Genomic DNA, 15,865 nt, shown 5'->3' on the forward strand with positions numbered 1-15,865 from the left:
TGAAACAACTTTATCTGCTATTTTTCTTTCTTCAAAAGGACCAAATATATTGTAGAATATCTAAAAGTCATGTAAGAGCCTAATCAGAACAGATAACTTCCATCCCATCCTTTCTGCCCTATACACTTCCTTATTCGAAATCATACGCCCCTTCTCACGAACTATTTGCGTATCTTTATACAGCATTCACAAGAATATTACCACTCAAATAGCTTACATTTTCCGTCACCGTAGAGTATCCCACTATCATAAACCGGCCTACTTATTCTTCCGATGCTTCTTGTTTCTTTATATGGGATTCGCTTCACTCATTGTTCTAGGGCTTTTTCACAAAGATACAGTTATTATCCCAATAACCAAGATTATTATTTTCTTTTTCTACCTTTTCTGCAACAAAGCAGCCAAACAATCTTTATTTCTCTGCATCCTCTTTTTATCAAATATCCATCCCCACTTATTAAAATATTTAATTACAGAGCAGAGATGATATTTTAATAATTTCCAATTCTTATACGAACCTTTTTCATATTCATGGTATACAACGACCATAGGATAAAACATTGTTTTAGATATTTCTCCTATCCTACGGCACAAATCTAAATCTTCTGCATACATAAAAAAACGTTCATCAAAGCCACTAACTTTTTTTAGAATATTTACTCTCATAAACATAAAGCAACCGGATAACGACGGAACCTCCATTACCTTATCATATCCTGTAAAATGTAATTCATATCTATCCGCACTCTTTTCCTGATATTTCCTTATTGGAATAAAACGCCTTCCAAATAAATCCATTGGAGTAGGCAGTAGTTTGCATAAATACTGAATATTTCCATTAGGATAAAGAATCTGAGGCATCACCAAACCACAATCGGGATACGAGTCCATAAATCGTGATAATGTCTCTATGGCGGAATCATTCCAGTAAATATCTGGATTCAACACCACATGATAAGTCGCTCCTTTTTCCACAGCCTTTCTTATGCCGATGTTATGCCCGCTTCCATAACCCAAATTGTCACTATGTATATATACTATTTTTTCTGACACGTCTTTCAACTCCCGCAAACTGTCATTAGAAGAGTTATCTATTATATAAAGAATTTCAATGGTAGAATGAACGGCACAATTAATAACACGGAGTAATTCATTGGCAGCAGTATGATAAGTAACGATAGATGCAGTAACCATAAAACTTTATTATCTAAAATAATTTACAACACGGAACAGTTCAGACTCGCTTTATACGTAAATAAAATACGCATATGCATAGAAAATTATACACATAATCATAAAAACCCAAAATGGCAATTACTACCATTATAAACTAGTATATATTTTTTATAAAAAGCCCTATAATACTCCACATTTCCACATGATTCAACAGCAATAATCTAGACCTCACTATAAATAAAAAGTAGTTTCGTGTAATATGATTTATACCTACAAGTAAAAAAATCCCTACCTTATCAAGCTACTGAACATAAAATCCTATTAATCCTTTAGCTACTATCAGATTATCAAAAGTATTGATATAGTGGGAATGCTCATGAAAAGTTGATTAAGTAATTATATACATTTTCGACTAAAGCACAAATGCAAAAAAAGAGAAAGACGACAATATGTCCCATTAGCTCTTGCCACTAATAATTTAAAATTCAGACTAAGCAAAGCGACAAACGCTCCTACAATACCTGAAAATATACATAACATAGCTTGGGAATATAATTTATGTTTATAACACAAATAAATAACCCCTTCCCCATAACTACGATATCGTTTTATCAGAGTACGCAGACTCATTAATTTATATTTATCCTTAGAAGCAGGATGAAAATTCCATAAATCATATACAATCTTAAATGGAGTACCAGAACTTTGACAAGCTCTGATAAAATAATCTCCATCTTCTCCAGCTCCATACAATGCTCCTACTCCCATATTTTCATCAAAGTATCCTACTTCCATAAACGTTTGATAAGTTAGTACCATATTTACCGACATAGCTAATTTAAAATCAGATGTTTGTCCTTCTTTTATTTTTTTCCGAAAGGCAGCCTGATAAATATTTCTTGTACCAGTGCAAAAAACATTTATTAAAGAGTTCCCTACTATTATTCTTGAAAAATTTCTAAAAAAATAAGAATCAAAAGAACTATCATCATCAGGAAACATAACATAATTAGCAAGTATTCCTTCATCCCTCACATACTTAACAAGTATATTACGAGCTACTGACAAGTTCAGTTTTTGTGATTCATAAAGCAAAATAATATTCGTATTTTTAGTTTTATAAGCAGCATAATCTGCAGTTACATTATTTTGCAATAATACAATGACACAAACTGACAGCACATTGTTGTTCAACGCAATAGAATATAACAATTTTTCCATGTACCGATTATCAATACATGTAGTCATAAAAATCAAGTCATAAGTCATATTATAGTTTTAATAAATTTAAACTAGTGTAAACATCCAATTTTGACGTATTATCTAGGGAACACCTCGTATAAGCATTTTCCTCTTAAATAATTCAAAAAGTGAACTTGTATCTTAAATACTATTAGTATTGATCTCAATAGTCATTGGTAACAGATTTGCATAGTTCCCTGCGACCTCTGACGATTTCATTGAACAACACCTTTAGATGACGAGTATCCTTGTAGCATTTATGGAAAAAATTGTAAGGAACCTTATGACCTAAACAAAAATCCTAAAGGGACTCCCCCTCGAAGAACTGCCTCCGACTTATAACGAATGGGCAGACGCTCAAAAGCATTGCTGTTATATATGTTATTATTAGAATTGATAACAGCAGCAAAGGTTAGGCTATTTAAGATAAGGGGCAATAATTTTTGGATACTTACGTTTATTGATTAGTAGTAGCCATAAGTAATATTCTGTTTGTTTAGAAAATATCAAAAAGAGAGCCGCAAATAAAATAATAGGATTATAATTTTCCATTACCGCTTATTGATGGAGGTGATACAAAGAACCATCCCCACATTATGAAGAAGACAAATGCATTGAAACAATGAACAAATATCATTGATAAAGCTATAAAGAAGAGCATTATGTTTATTTTTCTAGCGTCCTCAATATAACGGAACAAGAATATTAACAAAAAACATATAAACGGAATTATTCCAAGTTCTATTAGTATCTGCAAGAAATAACTCTCAGCAGGTTCATCACTTAGCTCTCCACTCAATGTTTGATGCGTACCAGCACCTTCTCCAATAAAAGAAACTTCTTCAAGCAATTCCTTATATATACTTAGCCTACCTTCCTTTTCTTCGTTTGCTATATTTTCCAAGCTAACAATTCTAGATAAAAAAGAAACCTCTTCTGAAAAATAAGTGACCACAGAAAGTAACAAAACAGCAACACAAACAGCAAATATTTTTCTTTTCAGTCCGCCCGTTCTCCAAATATAATATCCTCCAAATAACAAAAGTATCAAAAAAAAAGACTTATTTCCAGAATGGGCTCCCGCAAAAAGATAAACAAATATTAAACTTAGATTTACAACGCTCTTTGGAGCATAAAACCAAAAAGAAACTCCATATAATATCAAGAACAAACCAAAAACCTGAGGTGAAGCTAAAACCGAAGTTGCTCTTAAATAAATCATCCAATTAGGAAATGCATCAGAGGCTGCTTTCAAAACATATGGATCAACAGGTCCATTCAAATTTATTAATCCAAATAATCCTGGTGAAATATAAAACTGAACTATTCCTAATACAGCAATTAACAGCACCGGATACTTCAAGCCCACAATAAGTTGTGGAAAATATACAGCTATTTTTCTTTCATCATATAACAACCAATAAAGTAATGGCGATATATAAATAATCATCCCCAGAATTATAGATATAGTTGCTTGGGATAATAAAAATAAAATCGAAGATAATATAACGCTAACTATATATATAGCAATGGAAAAAAAATAAAGTTTAGACTTACACAAGATTTTTCTTCTAAACAAAAGAAATAACCCTAACATTAAAAAGAAAAGATACAAATATCGTATTCCATATTTAATAAGTACACTATTATAGAGTGCACATATTTCTACCAATAAAGGTATCCAATAATAAATTTTACGCTCAGATAACATTATAATCTTACTAAATATTATCTAAGAATATTTGTTCTGGAATTTTATTTCTACCAGAAACAAATTTTGCAAAAATCTTACGATAAATCAAAGATTCCAACCTTGACAAAAAGGATGAGTGAAGTAACTTATCATAAGAGAATGTATATATTGTTTTATAAAATATATACCACTTGACAAATGATATATCAACAAAGCTTGATTTATGACACCTTACCTCTCTATCCAGTAAATAAAATGCATATTTTATAGCTCCATCCTTGTTTAAGGGTTGTAAATCTGATTTTATCAGTTCATACAATTCTTGCACATTGGTAGGAACATAGCATACTCCTAAATTATAATATTCACTAGCAGATAAAAGTATAGATATTTTCCCCCAATAATTCGCCTCTACTCCCATAGTAGATCCAAAAGAAATAATCTTATCAGCAGCATCTAATAGTGAATAAGTACTTATTTTTGCAGCAGGTGCAATGACTGTAACATTATCAAATTTATCATTCAATCCTAATAAATCATTCACAAAAGGATTATCTAGTTTTGATAAATTAGGATGCATACGCAAATAAAAATGCATATTCGTTTCCTCTTTGAAATGATCTAAAATAGAACAAATACCTACATATTGAGATTGAAACAAAGAATAACTGTCATAATCAGCTCCAACGGAAGCTAGTTCATCATCCGAAGAGTTAAAGATTACAATATTTTTTTTTTGCATATCCCATTTTACAGGTAACAATCCAACTTGCTGATTTTCAACATAAGACTTATCACCTACACTCTCTCCTCTTCTTTTCCGCTCATAAAATTGAATTCCTATTTTATTTTTCTCTATTTCAGAGAGTAAAGATTTGCGCCATGTATCATGAATTCTTTCTGTTTTATTATTAATGTCAAATGCGCTACAATTAAAAAAAGTTTCAATAAAAAAAGGTTTCCCACATCTAGGGCCGTCCAATACTTCCTTTATCTGATAGTCAATACTATATTTTTTTGCTACTTCAACACATACCCCCGTATCAAAATAACGCCCGTTAAAAACTATGATACAATCTGGTCTACATTCCTTTACAATCTTCTCAAAACAAATAAATCTTTCAATCGTTTGCGAAACTAATTTTGAATAATACTGTTTATGTCGCTCAGAAAAGGACATTATAGCATTTCTTGTTGCTGAGATATATGCCGACGCTATAGAATATCCCAAATTACAGTTCAAGTATGTAAAACCTTTCACCTCATCTATATTACTGAATAAATATTCCTTTTTATCAATCCTTATACTCTCTTTTTTATTAAACAAAGGGATAAGAATCATTTTTTTTGAATATTTATTTAAAATTCGATGTGTCCTATTTACACAATTTCTACAAACTACAGGGTTAGAGTTCATATTTGAAATACAAGATTGACATTTAGCATTACAATATACCCATATAATTTCATCACCTCTGTCATTTAAAGCTAAGGCTTCGTTTAACAATACTCCCATATGAGGCATTGTTATAGAAGATCCTCCATAAAATAAATATTTCATTCTACAAAAATTTGAGTTTATACGAAATTTTATTTATATTACAAATTATAATTAGCAAGATTAGTAAGGTCAACAAAAACTTCATCACAAAAAATTGAGAGAATACAATAGAAATCACTAATGCTAAAGCAGATACTAGAAATAATATAATCAATTTATCTCTACTACCTAACCATAAGGAAATCTGCTCTTTATAATACTTAATAAAAAATGGAATAAATATTTGAACCCAATAAGAAATCAAAGTTGTAACCACAGCTATTTTATAACCCAATAATGGAATAAAAATCAAAAGTAAAATAATATTCAAAATACCAGGTATAAAAACCAACCAAAGTAATTGTACAGTGTTTTTACGAATAAAACACACATTTGACATAAAAATATATAATGGGAATATACAATTAGCAAAACATGATATTTGAGAAATCATCATACTTTCCTGTAAACTTTTATTTTTTATCAAAACACTATATATTTCCGGCATCCACAAACAAAAAATAAAAATAGATATTAATGCTATAGATTGACACAAAATAAATAAGAAACGATAACTCTGATAATTTTCATTTCTAAAAGTAGTCTGCATGTAAGGGGTAAGTGCAGAAGCCAAAGCCGTTGTCACAATCGTAATATAATCACCTAAAATATAGCCATTAGAATATATGCCAATGTCAGCTATTGGTACTCCATATAAATCCATAATTATTCTACTTGAAGAAGATAATAATATAAACCCCAAAGCATGAGGAACAACAGGTAACGATATCTTCAGTAATCTCAAAATTCTTATTCCTGATATTTCTATTCTTGGATAAAGTTTCTCTTTCAACCATAAAGGATAGATAAAAGAAAAAAAACAAAACAGATAATTAAAAGCAGATCCAAGAACAAATCCCAAATAACCAATTTTAAAATATCGAATAGAAATAAAAGCTGTTGTAACTCCTATTAAACCGCCCATCAGAGTCCTTGAAACAAATGGAACCGGAGTCCCACGCAATGTATATAAACATTGACCTATCAGATTATTAGCATTAAACTGTAAACTAAATACAGACAATACAGCTAATATAATGCGATTATCAAAATCTAAATCATCAAACGTCTTCCAAATAATAAAGAATAAAATACAAGAAAAAAGAGTTGATAACAAAAGCAATAAATATAATATACGTCCCCAAACAACCCTATATTTGTCACCATATTCATAATACGAATTATTTAAATGCATGTGTAACCCCAAAGTATATATAGATATAAAGATACCCATATAACTTGATATAATCCCCCATACACCATAATCACCTGCAGTCAAGTATGGTGTTACTAAAGGAAGTATAAGAATATTTATAAACGTTGGTAATTTAGGGATAATTCCAAACCATATAGATTTCGTCAATAAAGAAGATATATTCATAGATTACTATTTTCCAACTCGTAATTACAAAAAAACATTTATTCCCCCTTCATAATCCATGTTCTTATCTAACCAATATTAAAATTATTTTATTTATATTCGGCTAAAATACACCTTACAGCATAATATGAAAATATCATAACACACATATTTTATTCCTTCAAAATCCTTTCATATGTTTTACCATCTCTTTTGCTCGCACCAATTCATCATGTTGGCCAATATCAATCCAGTAACCGGATATCGGATAACGAATTACTTTATGACGAGTAGCGATCAATTTATCCATAAAATCTGTAGCATTAAAGAATTCATTTTCAGGTATAAGTTCTAAACAATGTTTCTTTATCAGATAGATACCAGCATTTGCATAATAACTATATGTCGGTTTTTCCATCACTCCTTTTATCTCACGTCCATCAAGATTAAATACCCCATAAGGAATCTTCACGACATAAGGAACTGAAGCTACACTCATATCTGCATCATGCTGACAAAAATGTAAAAAGAAATCCTCATAATCTATATTGGTAAAAAGATCAGAGTTCATCACTAAAATTGTATCATTATAAAATGTTTCCACAAATTTAATACTACCAATGGTACCAAGATATTTTGGTTCGCGTACTGTTACAACTTTTACCCCTTCACGTTCATCATGAAAATGTTCTTCAAGCTGTTCTCCTAAATAGTTAACTGTGACAGAAATATGTTGTAAACCATAAGAAATCAGGCGATCAATATTGTGATCAATTATGCATTTATCCCCAACTTTTATGAGTGGCTTCGGGATTTTCTCTGTCAATGGGCGAAGACGTTCCCCTTTTCCCCCAGCCATAAGTACAGCATCAATTGGAAGTTTAGTACGATACTTTTCTAAATTTATAATTTCACATATATGATTGTTAATATCAAGAATAGGAACCAAACGCATCTTCATATCACGTTGATGATGAATATCTTCAACTCCATCATTGACGTTTTTACGAAGGAAATTGAAATTACGATGCATAGCATCAGCAATAGGAGCATTCAAAGTAACTCCTTTAATCAAAGCACGACGTACATCACCATCAGTAAGCGTACCACACATAGCATTGTTTTCATCGACAACAAAAAGAACCAGTGGTTCGTCATGTATCTCATTTATACATCGAATCGCATCAATAATAGACAAAGATTGAGAAATGATATGATTTGAATTCATAAAACTACAGTTCAATTAAATGATTACTAATGATATACTCTGCCATATACCAATCCATCATTGTATCCAAATCAATAGAATGAAAATCATCCATTACATATTTTTTTATTCTATTCAGCCTAGATAATCCTACCTCTTTCAAACGTGTAGTATTGATTACATAAATAGAACCATTGAACTCCCATACTTTAGGAGCATCCTGACGTCGTTCAATCAGTCCCTCACCTTTACTGATCACCAACAACCCTTTATCATTTTCCTCAAAACTATTATAATATGGATTAGTTACTGCCTCTTTTACAGAAACAACCATGTCAACATCAGGAGTATAAAGGTCTACAGCAGCAGAAAGTGAATCAATAGAACGAAATGGAGAAGTAGGTTGTAATAAAACAATAACATCATAAGTTCTACCTTGATTTTCATAAAAATCAAGTGCATGCAACAATACACCATTTGTACCAGCAGAATCAGTAGCTAGCTCTATAGGTCTTTTAAAGGGGACTTTTAAACCATAATTTTCTACAGTAGCAATAATATTATCATCATCAGTCGATACACATATGTTATCATCAGAGGTTAATTGACGAGCAACATCAATAGAATATGTAATCAGTTCCTTACCATTCAGTTTTTTTATATTTTTATGAGGAATTCCTTTACTGCCACCACGAGCTGGAATAACAACAAGTATATTCATATCCAATACATTATATAATTATAGGCTCATCTATCTCATAATTTTTAGTAGCCATTCTACCAACAACTAAATCCCATAAAGAAGCTTTAGCTCCATCAGAACTACGCTTTACTGTCATATTAGCAGCAGACAAAATATCTCCTTTATGAATAGGAACAGATGCAACCAAACGCTTTAAAACCACTTCTGAAATGACTTTTTCGCTCTCATTTGGCTGTTTTAGACCATTACCTAAGGCGCATTCAAGATTACGAATGGAATTGACCATCTGCGTAAGTTCGTCCGGATTAAGAGATGCTTTATGATCGGGACCATCCATCTCTTTATCAAGGGTAAAATGTTTCTCTATGATTTCAGCTCCCATAGCTACAGCAGCTATCGGAACTTCCAAACCTATTGTATGATCAGAATAGCCTACTTTGCATTTAAAAGCATCTCTAAGAGTCTGCATTGCACGTAGATTAACCTCTTGCATAGGACAAGGATAGTTAGTGGTACAATGAAGTAAAGTAACTGAAGTGGCTCCCGCTTCAAGCAATGTATGATATGCCAAATCTACATCACTAAGATAAGACATACCGGTAGAAAGAATTACATCTACATGTTTTGAACCTACGAATCTAAGAAAAGGAATATTTGTAACATCACCTGAACCTAATTTTATGAAAGGAAGTCCCAAACTATAAAGAAAATCTAAACTATCAATTTCATCAGGAGTAGAAAGAAACTGAATGCCTATTTTATCACAATGTTCTTTTACTACTTTAAAAGTATCATAGCTCAATTCAAGCTCTTTTAGCATTTGGAATTGAGATTTTGACTTATCGGAAATATTATTTTCTTGATAAGAAGCTAATTCAACTGCATGTGTAACAATCTTCTCCGTTTTCCAAGTCTGAAATTTTACGGCATCAGCCCCTGCTACTTTAGCTTCATCGCAAAGTTGCAAAGCTAAGTCAAGACATCCGTTGTGATTTACACCCGCTTCAGCTATAATATATACAGCCATAAAAATTAATATTTATATTTTAATAAAAAGTATTTATATTGTTCTACCTTTTCAGGATTAGACACTTCCCAGTCATGACAAAGGTTTTGATAAACGGAACTATTAAATATAAGTTTACCAATAGCGAATTGATATCTATTTTTTGAAAAACGGCTTTTGAAACAATATAAAGAGTCACTCTCGCTAGACGTAGTTCCTCCACCTAAATGAAATAGCTGTGCTCCTCTTCTTTTCAACTCTAATGCAGCTTGGTAAAGCATAAAATTATTAGGTGACAAATAAAGAAATTCTTTATTACTGCCAGAAAGATGATAATGGGAGTAAGGTGGATGATAGAAAAAAATTGCAGCAGATAACACATCATTATTCTTTTTAACTATACCCAAGAAACTATTTGCTATGTGCTTTCTTAAATTCTGATAATAACTGGTTGAAAAGTAATAGAAACCATCAGCAGACAGTTTATCCATTGTAGAATTATATAGTTTAATAAAACTTGGCAAATAAAGAAAATTCTCATCTACAATAAACTCTAGACCATTTTTCTCAGCTTTCTTTATCACATTTCTATTCTTAGTATGAATTTCATCCATCCACATGACAGACTCACTTTGAGAGAGATCTATAGCTATAGTTTTTCTATCAAATATAATCTTACCTATGGCTTCAAAACCATAATAATTTTCCATAAGAGGGTGAAAACGAACAAAACCTGCAATATAAAAATGTTTGTTAAATGTTTCATATAGTGTAGATAATGAGTTCTTAATAAAAGATTCATCACATGTATTATAAACAGGTCCGCCATACCCATATGCTGTTTCAAAGTCAAAGTAGCATTGATGTTGATAATAAAACGTTCTTTTTAAGAACGGGAAAAGCATATAGAAATTACCTTCATGTATTACCAAACAACATGGTTCCTCTGTTGTAGACTTATAGAGATATACATATTCTTCTTTAAAATAAATATCATATTGTTCTTCAGAAAAGAACTCAAAATATAGATTCCAGTGTTTTGTAAATAATATCTCCATCTTTACGAGTTAAATATTACGTTTAAAAACTTGAAAAACCTTTTATACATCAATGCTTTCATTCTTTTGAATACAATTTACGACATTATTTATAACAAAAAAGAGTACCTATCCCCACCCTATTTAAGTTCCCTTAAACCTGCATGGATACAAATATATCCGATACTTTATTTCTTCTCTTTAAAAAACTCTCTTATATGCTGCACTATTTTTTCAGAAGCATGTCCATCTCCCCAATAATTATCAACATAACGATAATTATCAATCTGAGATATTGCATCACAAATATTTTTTTGCTGAATTCCACAACAAATTACATTACGACACATATACCTTCCCTTCTGACGGTCGCCTATATTAACAACAGGTATTCCTAAAAAAGGAGCTTCTATTATACCTGATGATGAATTTCCCAATACACAGGCTGCTTGATGCATAAAGCTCAAGTATCGTTTTTGTCCCAATGATGCAACAACACGTAGATTATCATTTCTTTGAGAGGCATAATATACATTAATATGACTACCACCAAAATCCGCATTAGCTTTTGTTACTACAAACTGAACGTTCTTTTGCTGAAGCATAGCATGATAAAGATTCTTTGACATCTGAATATTATAATCCAATGACTCTTTTGTCTCACTATGTAGAGTCACAAGCATCCACTTTTTATTTTCATCAAGATTTAACTGCCGAGCTAATTCACTACGATTCATTAATTGATAGTGTAGAAAAGAATCAAGACCGGGTTCACCAACTGTAAATATATTGTTATTTGTACCAAGCATTCGTCTTATCCTCTCTGCAGCTTCCTCTGTACCAGGAAAATGAAGAGTAGACATCATCGTTACCGCATTACGCACTTCATTGTCTATTGCCCCTTCTGTAATATCTCCACCAGAAATGTGGGCTATGGGAATATTGAATAATAATGCTGTACTTACTATAGGAAGTAATTCATATCTATCACCCAGTATGACAACCATATCAGGATTAAGACGATTGAAAGCATAGCTTATTTTTTCTGCACATATACCCATAGAACGAGGAATTGTATATAGGTCTTCAGTATGAAGTTCCATATCTATCATCTCATCAATATGATAGCCATCATCTTCAATAAAATGATAAGTCATACCAAATTCTTCAGACAAATGACTTCCAGTTGCTACAATTTGCAGATTAATATCTTCATCTTTTGACAAGAGATCTATTATCCAACGCAATAAGCCATATTCAGAACGAGTGGCCGTAATTACACAAATATTCTTCATCTCTCCAATCTTACACTACTCGGTATATTTACAATTCTATCCGCCAGCCACTCTGTATTTACTAGTCCATCCGCCTCACACTGCTCAAACATTTTCAAACGAGGCATTAGTTCCCAAACAGGACGAGTCATAACACCATTATCATTCGTGTATTCAAGAAAATCCTGCTGTGCTTTCTTATCTTTCATTATAATAACATTCAGCCAATAATTAGAACGGCAATTCTTTGGTTCTGTAAAAAAAGTAACATCAGATATTGTAGTAAAGAATTTTTTATATATATCAGCAGTTTCTCGCTTATCTTCTACATAACGTTCCAAATTCTCCAATTGTGCACATCCTAAAGCCGCATTGATATTAGGCATACGATAATTATAGCCTATATGATCGTGTACGAAAGCCCAACGATGAGGAACCTTAGCTTGAGTAGTCAAATGTTTTGCCAATCTACCTAACTCTTCGTCCTGAAACAAAAGTATACCACCCCCACCTGTAGTGATGGTTTTGTTCCCATTAAAACTAATGACACCTACTTTCCCAAACGTACCAGTATGCTGACCTTTATAAAAACTGCCGATACTTTCTGCTGCATCTTCAATAAGTTCGATATGCCAATCTTTGCAAATATCAACCAGTTCATCTATCTTAACCGGATGCCCGAAAGTATGCATTGGAATACAAGCCCTTACCCGCCTACCAGAGTTCTTGTTATAACATGTACCATTCTTTAACTCTGCATTCTTTTCTAACCACTGCTCTATCGCTTTCGGAGAAAGTCCCAAAGTATCCTTATCTACATCAATAAAAACCGGACGAGCACCAATGTAGCTAATTGCATTACAAGTAGCTATGAAAGTCAAAGCTTGTGTTAAGACTTCATCCTCACGCTTAATATCAGCAAGTAGCATAGCCATGTGAAGAGCATTAGTACCACTGACACATACCACTGCTTTCTTTGCACCAGTATAAGCGGCAATCTCTTCTTCAAAACGATCTACAAATTTGCCAACACTAGATACAAATGTAGTATCAATACATTCGTCCAAATATTTTTTTTCATTGCCAATGAACAAAGGAGCATGTAAAGGTACAAACTCTTCAGTTCTATAGAGCTTATGAATAAAGTTCACTATATCATTATACATAATCACATATGAATAAGTTTATTACATTTTCTGATCCAAATTCTTCCCTTTTTCAATGTGTTCAAAGTTCGGAAGAAAACGTTTTATAGCAGATACAACCTCAGATTTTGAGAAATCTGTTTTATGAAAGATACTTTCAAGGTCTTCGAAAAAACGATTCAGTTCTTCTATTGACCGCTGTTCTATTCCCTCTATTACACCCAAAGAATAAAAACGGGTCATGTCAAGTTTCTCTCCAGGAACATAAAACTCTTCATAATCTTTTTCTCCCGTTGTATCACTTTTAAAATAAACTACAGGATATACCTTACTATCTTCCGGCATTTCAGCTGCAAACTTCTTAGCTTCATTGTCACTAGCACATTCTTTCTTTTCATAACCTAAAGTTTCAAGGAAACGATCACAAATAGATGAGAAAGTTATCATCTTTTCTTCTCCTAACTTAGGGAAAAAAATCTCACCATTACGTCCCAACATACAAGCAAGCATACAAATTTGCCCACTTTCTTCAGGAGAAACAAAATAGCGACGTACATCGTTAGGAGCAGCCAATGGTTGTTTCTTCATAATACGATCTACAAAACCAGCGAGTAAAGAACCATTAGAAAAGGCGACATTGGCAAAACGGGCAGTCGTAATCTTGAATTTAGAAGTATAAGACATTATCATATCTTCCATGATGCGTTTACTAGCTCCCATAATATTCACTGGATTAGCCGCTTTATCTGTTGATACACAAAAAAAATGCTCTGGTGGGTATTCGGCTAACAAATCAAGCAAACGTTTAGCCTTAATGACATTATTTTCCATCAACGCCTGCACAGAATACCTATCTTTCTCACTACGTACATGTTTATGGGCAGAAAAATTAGCAACGATATCAAAACCCTTTTCCTCGCGGAATATTCGTTCAAAAATAGGGTCTGCGAAATTCAAAGTATATGTACGGTATTCCTCAGGAACATACATACCATAAGTAGAACGAAGATCACGGGTTAATTCTGCCAAACCGTTTTCACTCAAATCGATTACAACTAATTTAGAAGGCTCAAAAGGAAGGAGAGCACGAATATATGATGAACCAATAGAACCTGCACCACCAATTACCAAAACACTTCTACCCTTTATTGCCTGAAAAAGTTGTTCTTCATGCGCTTTGATATCAGCTGCAAACATGCTGACTGGACGCAAAGTGATATTCTCTTTTATAAAATTATCTATATTTATCATATCTATAATATTACTTTTTATCTCTCAAATAATCCCACCACAGATTCAGCCCTATCCAAATCACGATATCAGCTATCAGCATCATCGTATTATTTACATAAGGCACCAGTAAAATATTGGCTGCACTAAAAGCACAAGACATGAAAAGCAAGCTCAGCATTGCCTTTCTCGGCGACAATCCTACCGCCAGCAATTTATGGTGAATATGATTCTTATCCGGTTCAAAAGGGCTGTGTCCCTCACGAATACGGACTAAAACAACACGGACAACATCGAATGCGGGAATTATCATGGTGCTGAAAGCTATGATAAAAGCACCTGCGGTATACGGCATTATATCCGTATTGTGCTGGCTGTACTTTATGGCAAGGAAACTGAGCGTATAACCTAAAGTAAGACTCCCCGTATCACCCATGAAAATCTTGCGGGCACGCTCCACGCTACCGAATACGTTGTAATAAAAGAACGGTACAAGCACGCCGAAAGTACCTGCGGCAAGCATGGCATAACTCCACAGTCCCTTATTTATAAACAAGAAAGTAAAAATCAATAACGCCACACTGCTTAAACCGGAAGCAAGACCGTCAATCCCGTCTATCAGATTGATGGCATTGGTAATGAATACTATAATCAGAACGGTGAAGGGCATACCGATATAAGCCGATAACTCGTGTATACCGAACAAGCCGTATAAATCGTTTATCCAAATTCCCGATAAAGGGAAAAGGCAGGCACAGAAGATTTGGATAACAAATTTCTGGCGATAACGGACACCGACAAGGTCGTCGGCGATACCCGTCAGATAAAGCAAGGTCATACCGCAGGCAAATAACAATAACTCCGGCAGCAGATAGCTTGCATAGACTGTTGAAACACTGTCACCACCCAACAAACGGAGAGCATAGACAAGGCAAAAAGAGAATAAGGTGGTTGGAAAGAAAGATACGCCACCCAGACGGGGTATAGCTCTTTTATGTATCTTACGATTATCCGGAATGTCAAAAAGTTTCTTGCGCAGGGATATCAACAAGATACGGGGTATCAGGATACGGGCGATAAACGCCGATATCAGAAAGGTCAGAATGATAAAAAAGAAGTTCACTATGATAATTGTTGTTTAGTGATTAGCGATTGATAGCTGAAAACTTAAACGCTTAGTGACCGAGAGAAG

Annotated in this window: 13 protein-coding genes; all 13 read right to left on the reverse strand. The window is 33.0% G+C overall.

Translation table 11 applies throughout. From position 1 onward, the window contains the following. Positions 1 to 378 precede the first annotated feature (378 nt). Positions 379 to 1,194 carry a glycosyltransferase gene (locus tag I2F54_RS05295; RefSeq protein WP_195500658.1) on the reverse strand — a complete coding sequence of 272 codons (816 nt, stop codon included), beginning with the start codon at positions 1,192 to 1,194 and terminating at the stop codon, positions 379 to 381. Positions 1,195 to 1,572: 378 nt separating this feature from the next. Next, a complete protein-coding gene (locus I2F54_RS05300; RefSeq protein ID WP_195500659.1) occupies positions 1,573 to 2,397 on the reverse strand; it encodes a glycosyltransferase family 2 protein in 825 nt (274 codons plus the stop codon). A 559-nt stretch (positions 2,398 to 2,956) separates the two neighbouring features. Further along, a complete protein-coding gene (locus I2F54_RS05305) occupies positions 2,957 to 4,015 on the reverse strand; it encodes an O-antigen ligase family protein (RefSeq protein ID WP_195500660.1) in 1,059 nt (352 codons plus the stop codon). 124 nt (positions 4,016 to 4,139) lie between these two features. Beyond that, positions 4,140 to 5,672 carry a hypothetical protein gene (locus I2F54_RS05310; RefSeq protein ID WP_195500661.1) on the reverse strand — a complete coding sequence of 511 codons (1,533 nt, stop codon included), beginning with the start codon at positions 5,670 to 5,672 and terminating at the stop codon, positions 4,140 to 4,142. 1 nt (position 5,673) lies between these two features. Next, positions 5,674 to 7,092: a lipopolysaccharide biosynthesis protein gene (locus tag I2F54_RS05315; protein WP_195500662.1), complete on the reverse strand. Its 1,419-nt coding sequence runs from the start codon at positions 7,090 to 7,092 to the stop codon at positions 5,674 to 5,676. Positions 7,093 to 7,252: 160 nt separating this feature from the next. Then, positions 7,253 to 8,299: a nucleotidyltransferase family protein gene (locus tag I2F54_RS05320; protein WP_195500663.1), complete on the reverse strand. Its 1,047-nt coding sequence runs from the start codon at positions 8,297 to 8,299 to the stop codon at positions 7,253 to 7,255. Positions 8,300 to 8,303: 4 nt separating this feature from the next. After that, positions 8,304 to 8,999, reverse strand: a complete 696-nt coding sequence (locus I2F54_RS05325) for an acylneuraminate cytidylyltransferase family protein (RefSeq protein ID WP_195500664.1) — start codon at positions 8,997 to 8,999, stop codon at positions 8,304 to 8,306. Positions 9,000 to 9,009: 10 nt separating this feature from the next. Then, a complete protein-coding gene (gene neuB, locus I2F54_RS05330; RefSeq protein WP_278731233.1) occupies positions 9,010 to 10,014 on the reverse strand; it encodes an N-acetylneuraminate synthase in 1,005 nt (334 codons plus the stop codon). Next, positions 10,014 to 11,045: a GNAT family N-acetyltransferase gene (locus I2F54_RS05335; RefSeq protein WP_195500666.1), complete on the reverse strand. Its 1,032-nt coding sequence runs from the start codon at positions 11,043 to 11,045 to the stop codon at positions 10,014 to 10,016. Before I2F54_RS05335 ends, neuB begins: the two co-directional genes overlap by 1 nt. 167 nt (positions 11,046 to 11,212) lie before the next feature. Beyond that, complete coding sequence (neuC, locus tag I2F54_RS05340) at positions 11,213 to 12,319, reverse strand: UDP-N-acetylglucosamine 2-epimerase (protein WP_195500667.1); 1,107 nt, start codon at positions 12,317 to 12,319, stop codon at positions 11,213 to 11,215. Further along, positions 12,316 to 13,464, reverse strand: a complete 1,149-nt coding sequence (locus I2F54_RS05345) for a LegC family aminotransferase (protein WP_195500668.1) — start codon at positions 13,462 to 13,464, stop codon at positions 12,316 to 12,318. The genes neuC and I2F54_RS05345 overlap by 4 nt, the downstream gene beginning before the upstream one ends. A gap of 21 nt (positions 13,465 to 13,485) precedes the next feature. Then, complete coding sequence (locus I2F54_RS05350) at positions 13,486 to 14,694, reverse strand: UDP-N-acetylglucosamine 4,6-dehydratase (RefSeq protein ID WP_195500669.1); 1,209 nt, start codon at positions 14,692 to 14,694, stop codon at positions 13,486 to 13,488. A gap of 10 nt (positions 14,695 to 14,704) precedes the next feature. Next, positions 14,705 to 15,796, reverse strand: coding sequence for an MraY family glycosyltransferase (locus I2F54_RS05355; RefSeq protein WP_039950382.1), 1,092 nt, complete (start codon positions 15,794 to 15,796; stop codon positions 14,705 to 14,707). Between the last annotated feature and the right edge of the window lie 69 nt (positions 15,797 to 15,865).

The sequence above is a fragment of the Bacteroides clarus genome (assembly GCF_015555825.1).
In the GTDB taxonomy this organism is placed as follows: Bacteria; Bacteroidota; Bacteroidia; order Bacteroidales; family Bacteroidaceae; genus Bacteroides; species Bacteroides clarus.

Excerpts from the sequence above, each read along its gene's own strand:
- I2F54_RS05300 (WP_195500659.1), bottom strand. The coding sequence starts at position 2,397 with ATGGAAAAATTGTTATATTCTATTGCGTTGAACAACAATGTGCTGTCA.
- I2F54_RS05315 (WP_195500662.1), bottom strand. The coding sequence starts at position 7,092 with ATGAATATATCTTCTTTATTGACGAAATCTATATGGTTTGGAATTATC.
- neuC (WP_195500667.1), bottom strand. The coding sequence starts at position 12,319 with ATGAAGAATATTTGTGTAATTACGGCCACTCGTTCTGAATATGGCTTA.
- I2F54_RS05350 (WP_195500669.1), bottom strand. The coding sequence starts at position 14,694 with ATGATAAATATAGATAATTTTATAAAAGAGAATATCACTTTGCGTCCA.
- I2F54_RS05320 (WP_195500663.1), bottom strand. The coding sequence starts at position 8,299 with ATGAATTCAAATCATATCATTTCTCAATCTTTGTCTATTATTGATGCG.
- I2F54_RS05310 (WP_195500661.1), bottom strand. The coding sequence starts at position 5,672 with ATGAAATATTTATTTTATGGAGGATCTTCTATAACAATGCCTCATATG.
- I2F54_RS05325 (WP_195500664.1), bottom strand. The coding sequence starts at position 8,999 with ATGAATATACTTGTTGTTATTCCAGCTCGTGGTGGCAGTAAAGGAATT.
- I2F54_RS05345 (WP_195500668.1), bottom strand. The coding sequence starts at position 13,464 with ATGTATAATGATATAGTGAACTTTATTCATAAGCTCTATAGAACTGAA.
- I2F54_RS05295 (WP_195500658.1), bottom strand. The coding sequence starts at position 1,194 with ATGGTTACTGCATCTATCGTTACTTATCATACTGCTGCCAATGAATTA.
- I2F54_RS05305 (WP_195500660.1), bottom strand. The coding sequence starts at position 4,015 with ATGTTAGGGTTATTTCTTTTGTTTAGAAGAAAAATCTTGTGTAAGTCT.
- I2F54_RS05335 (WP_195500666.1), bottom strand. The coding sequence starts at position 11,045 with ATGGAGATATTATTTACAAAACACTGGAATCTATATTTTGAGTTCTTT.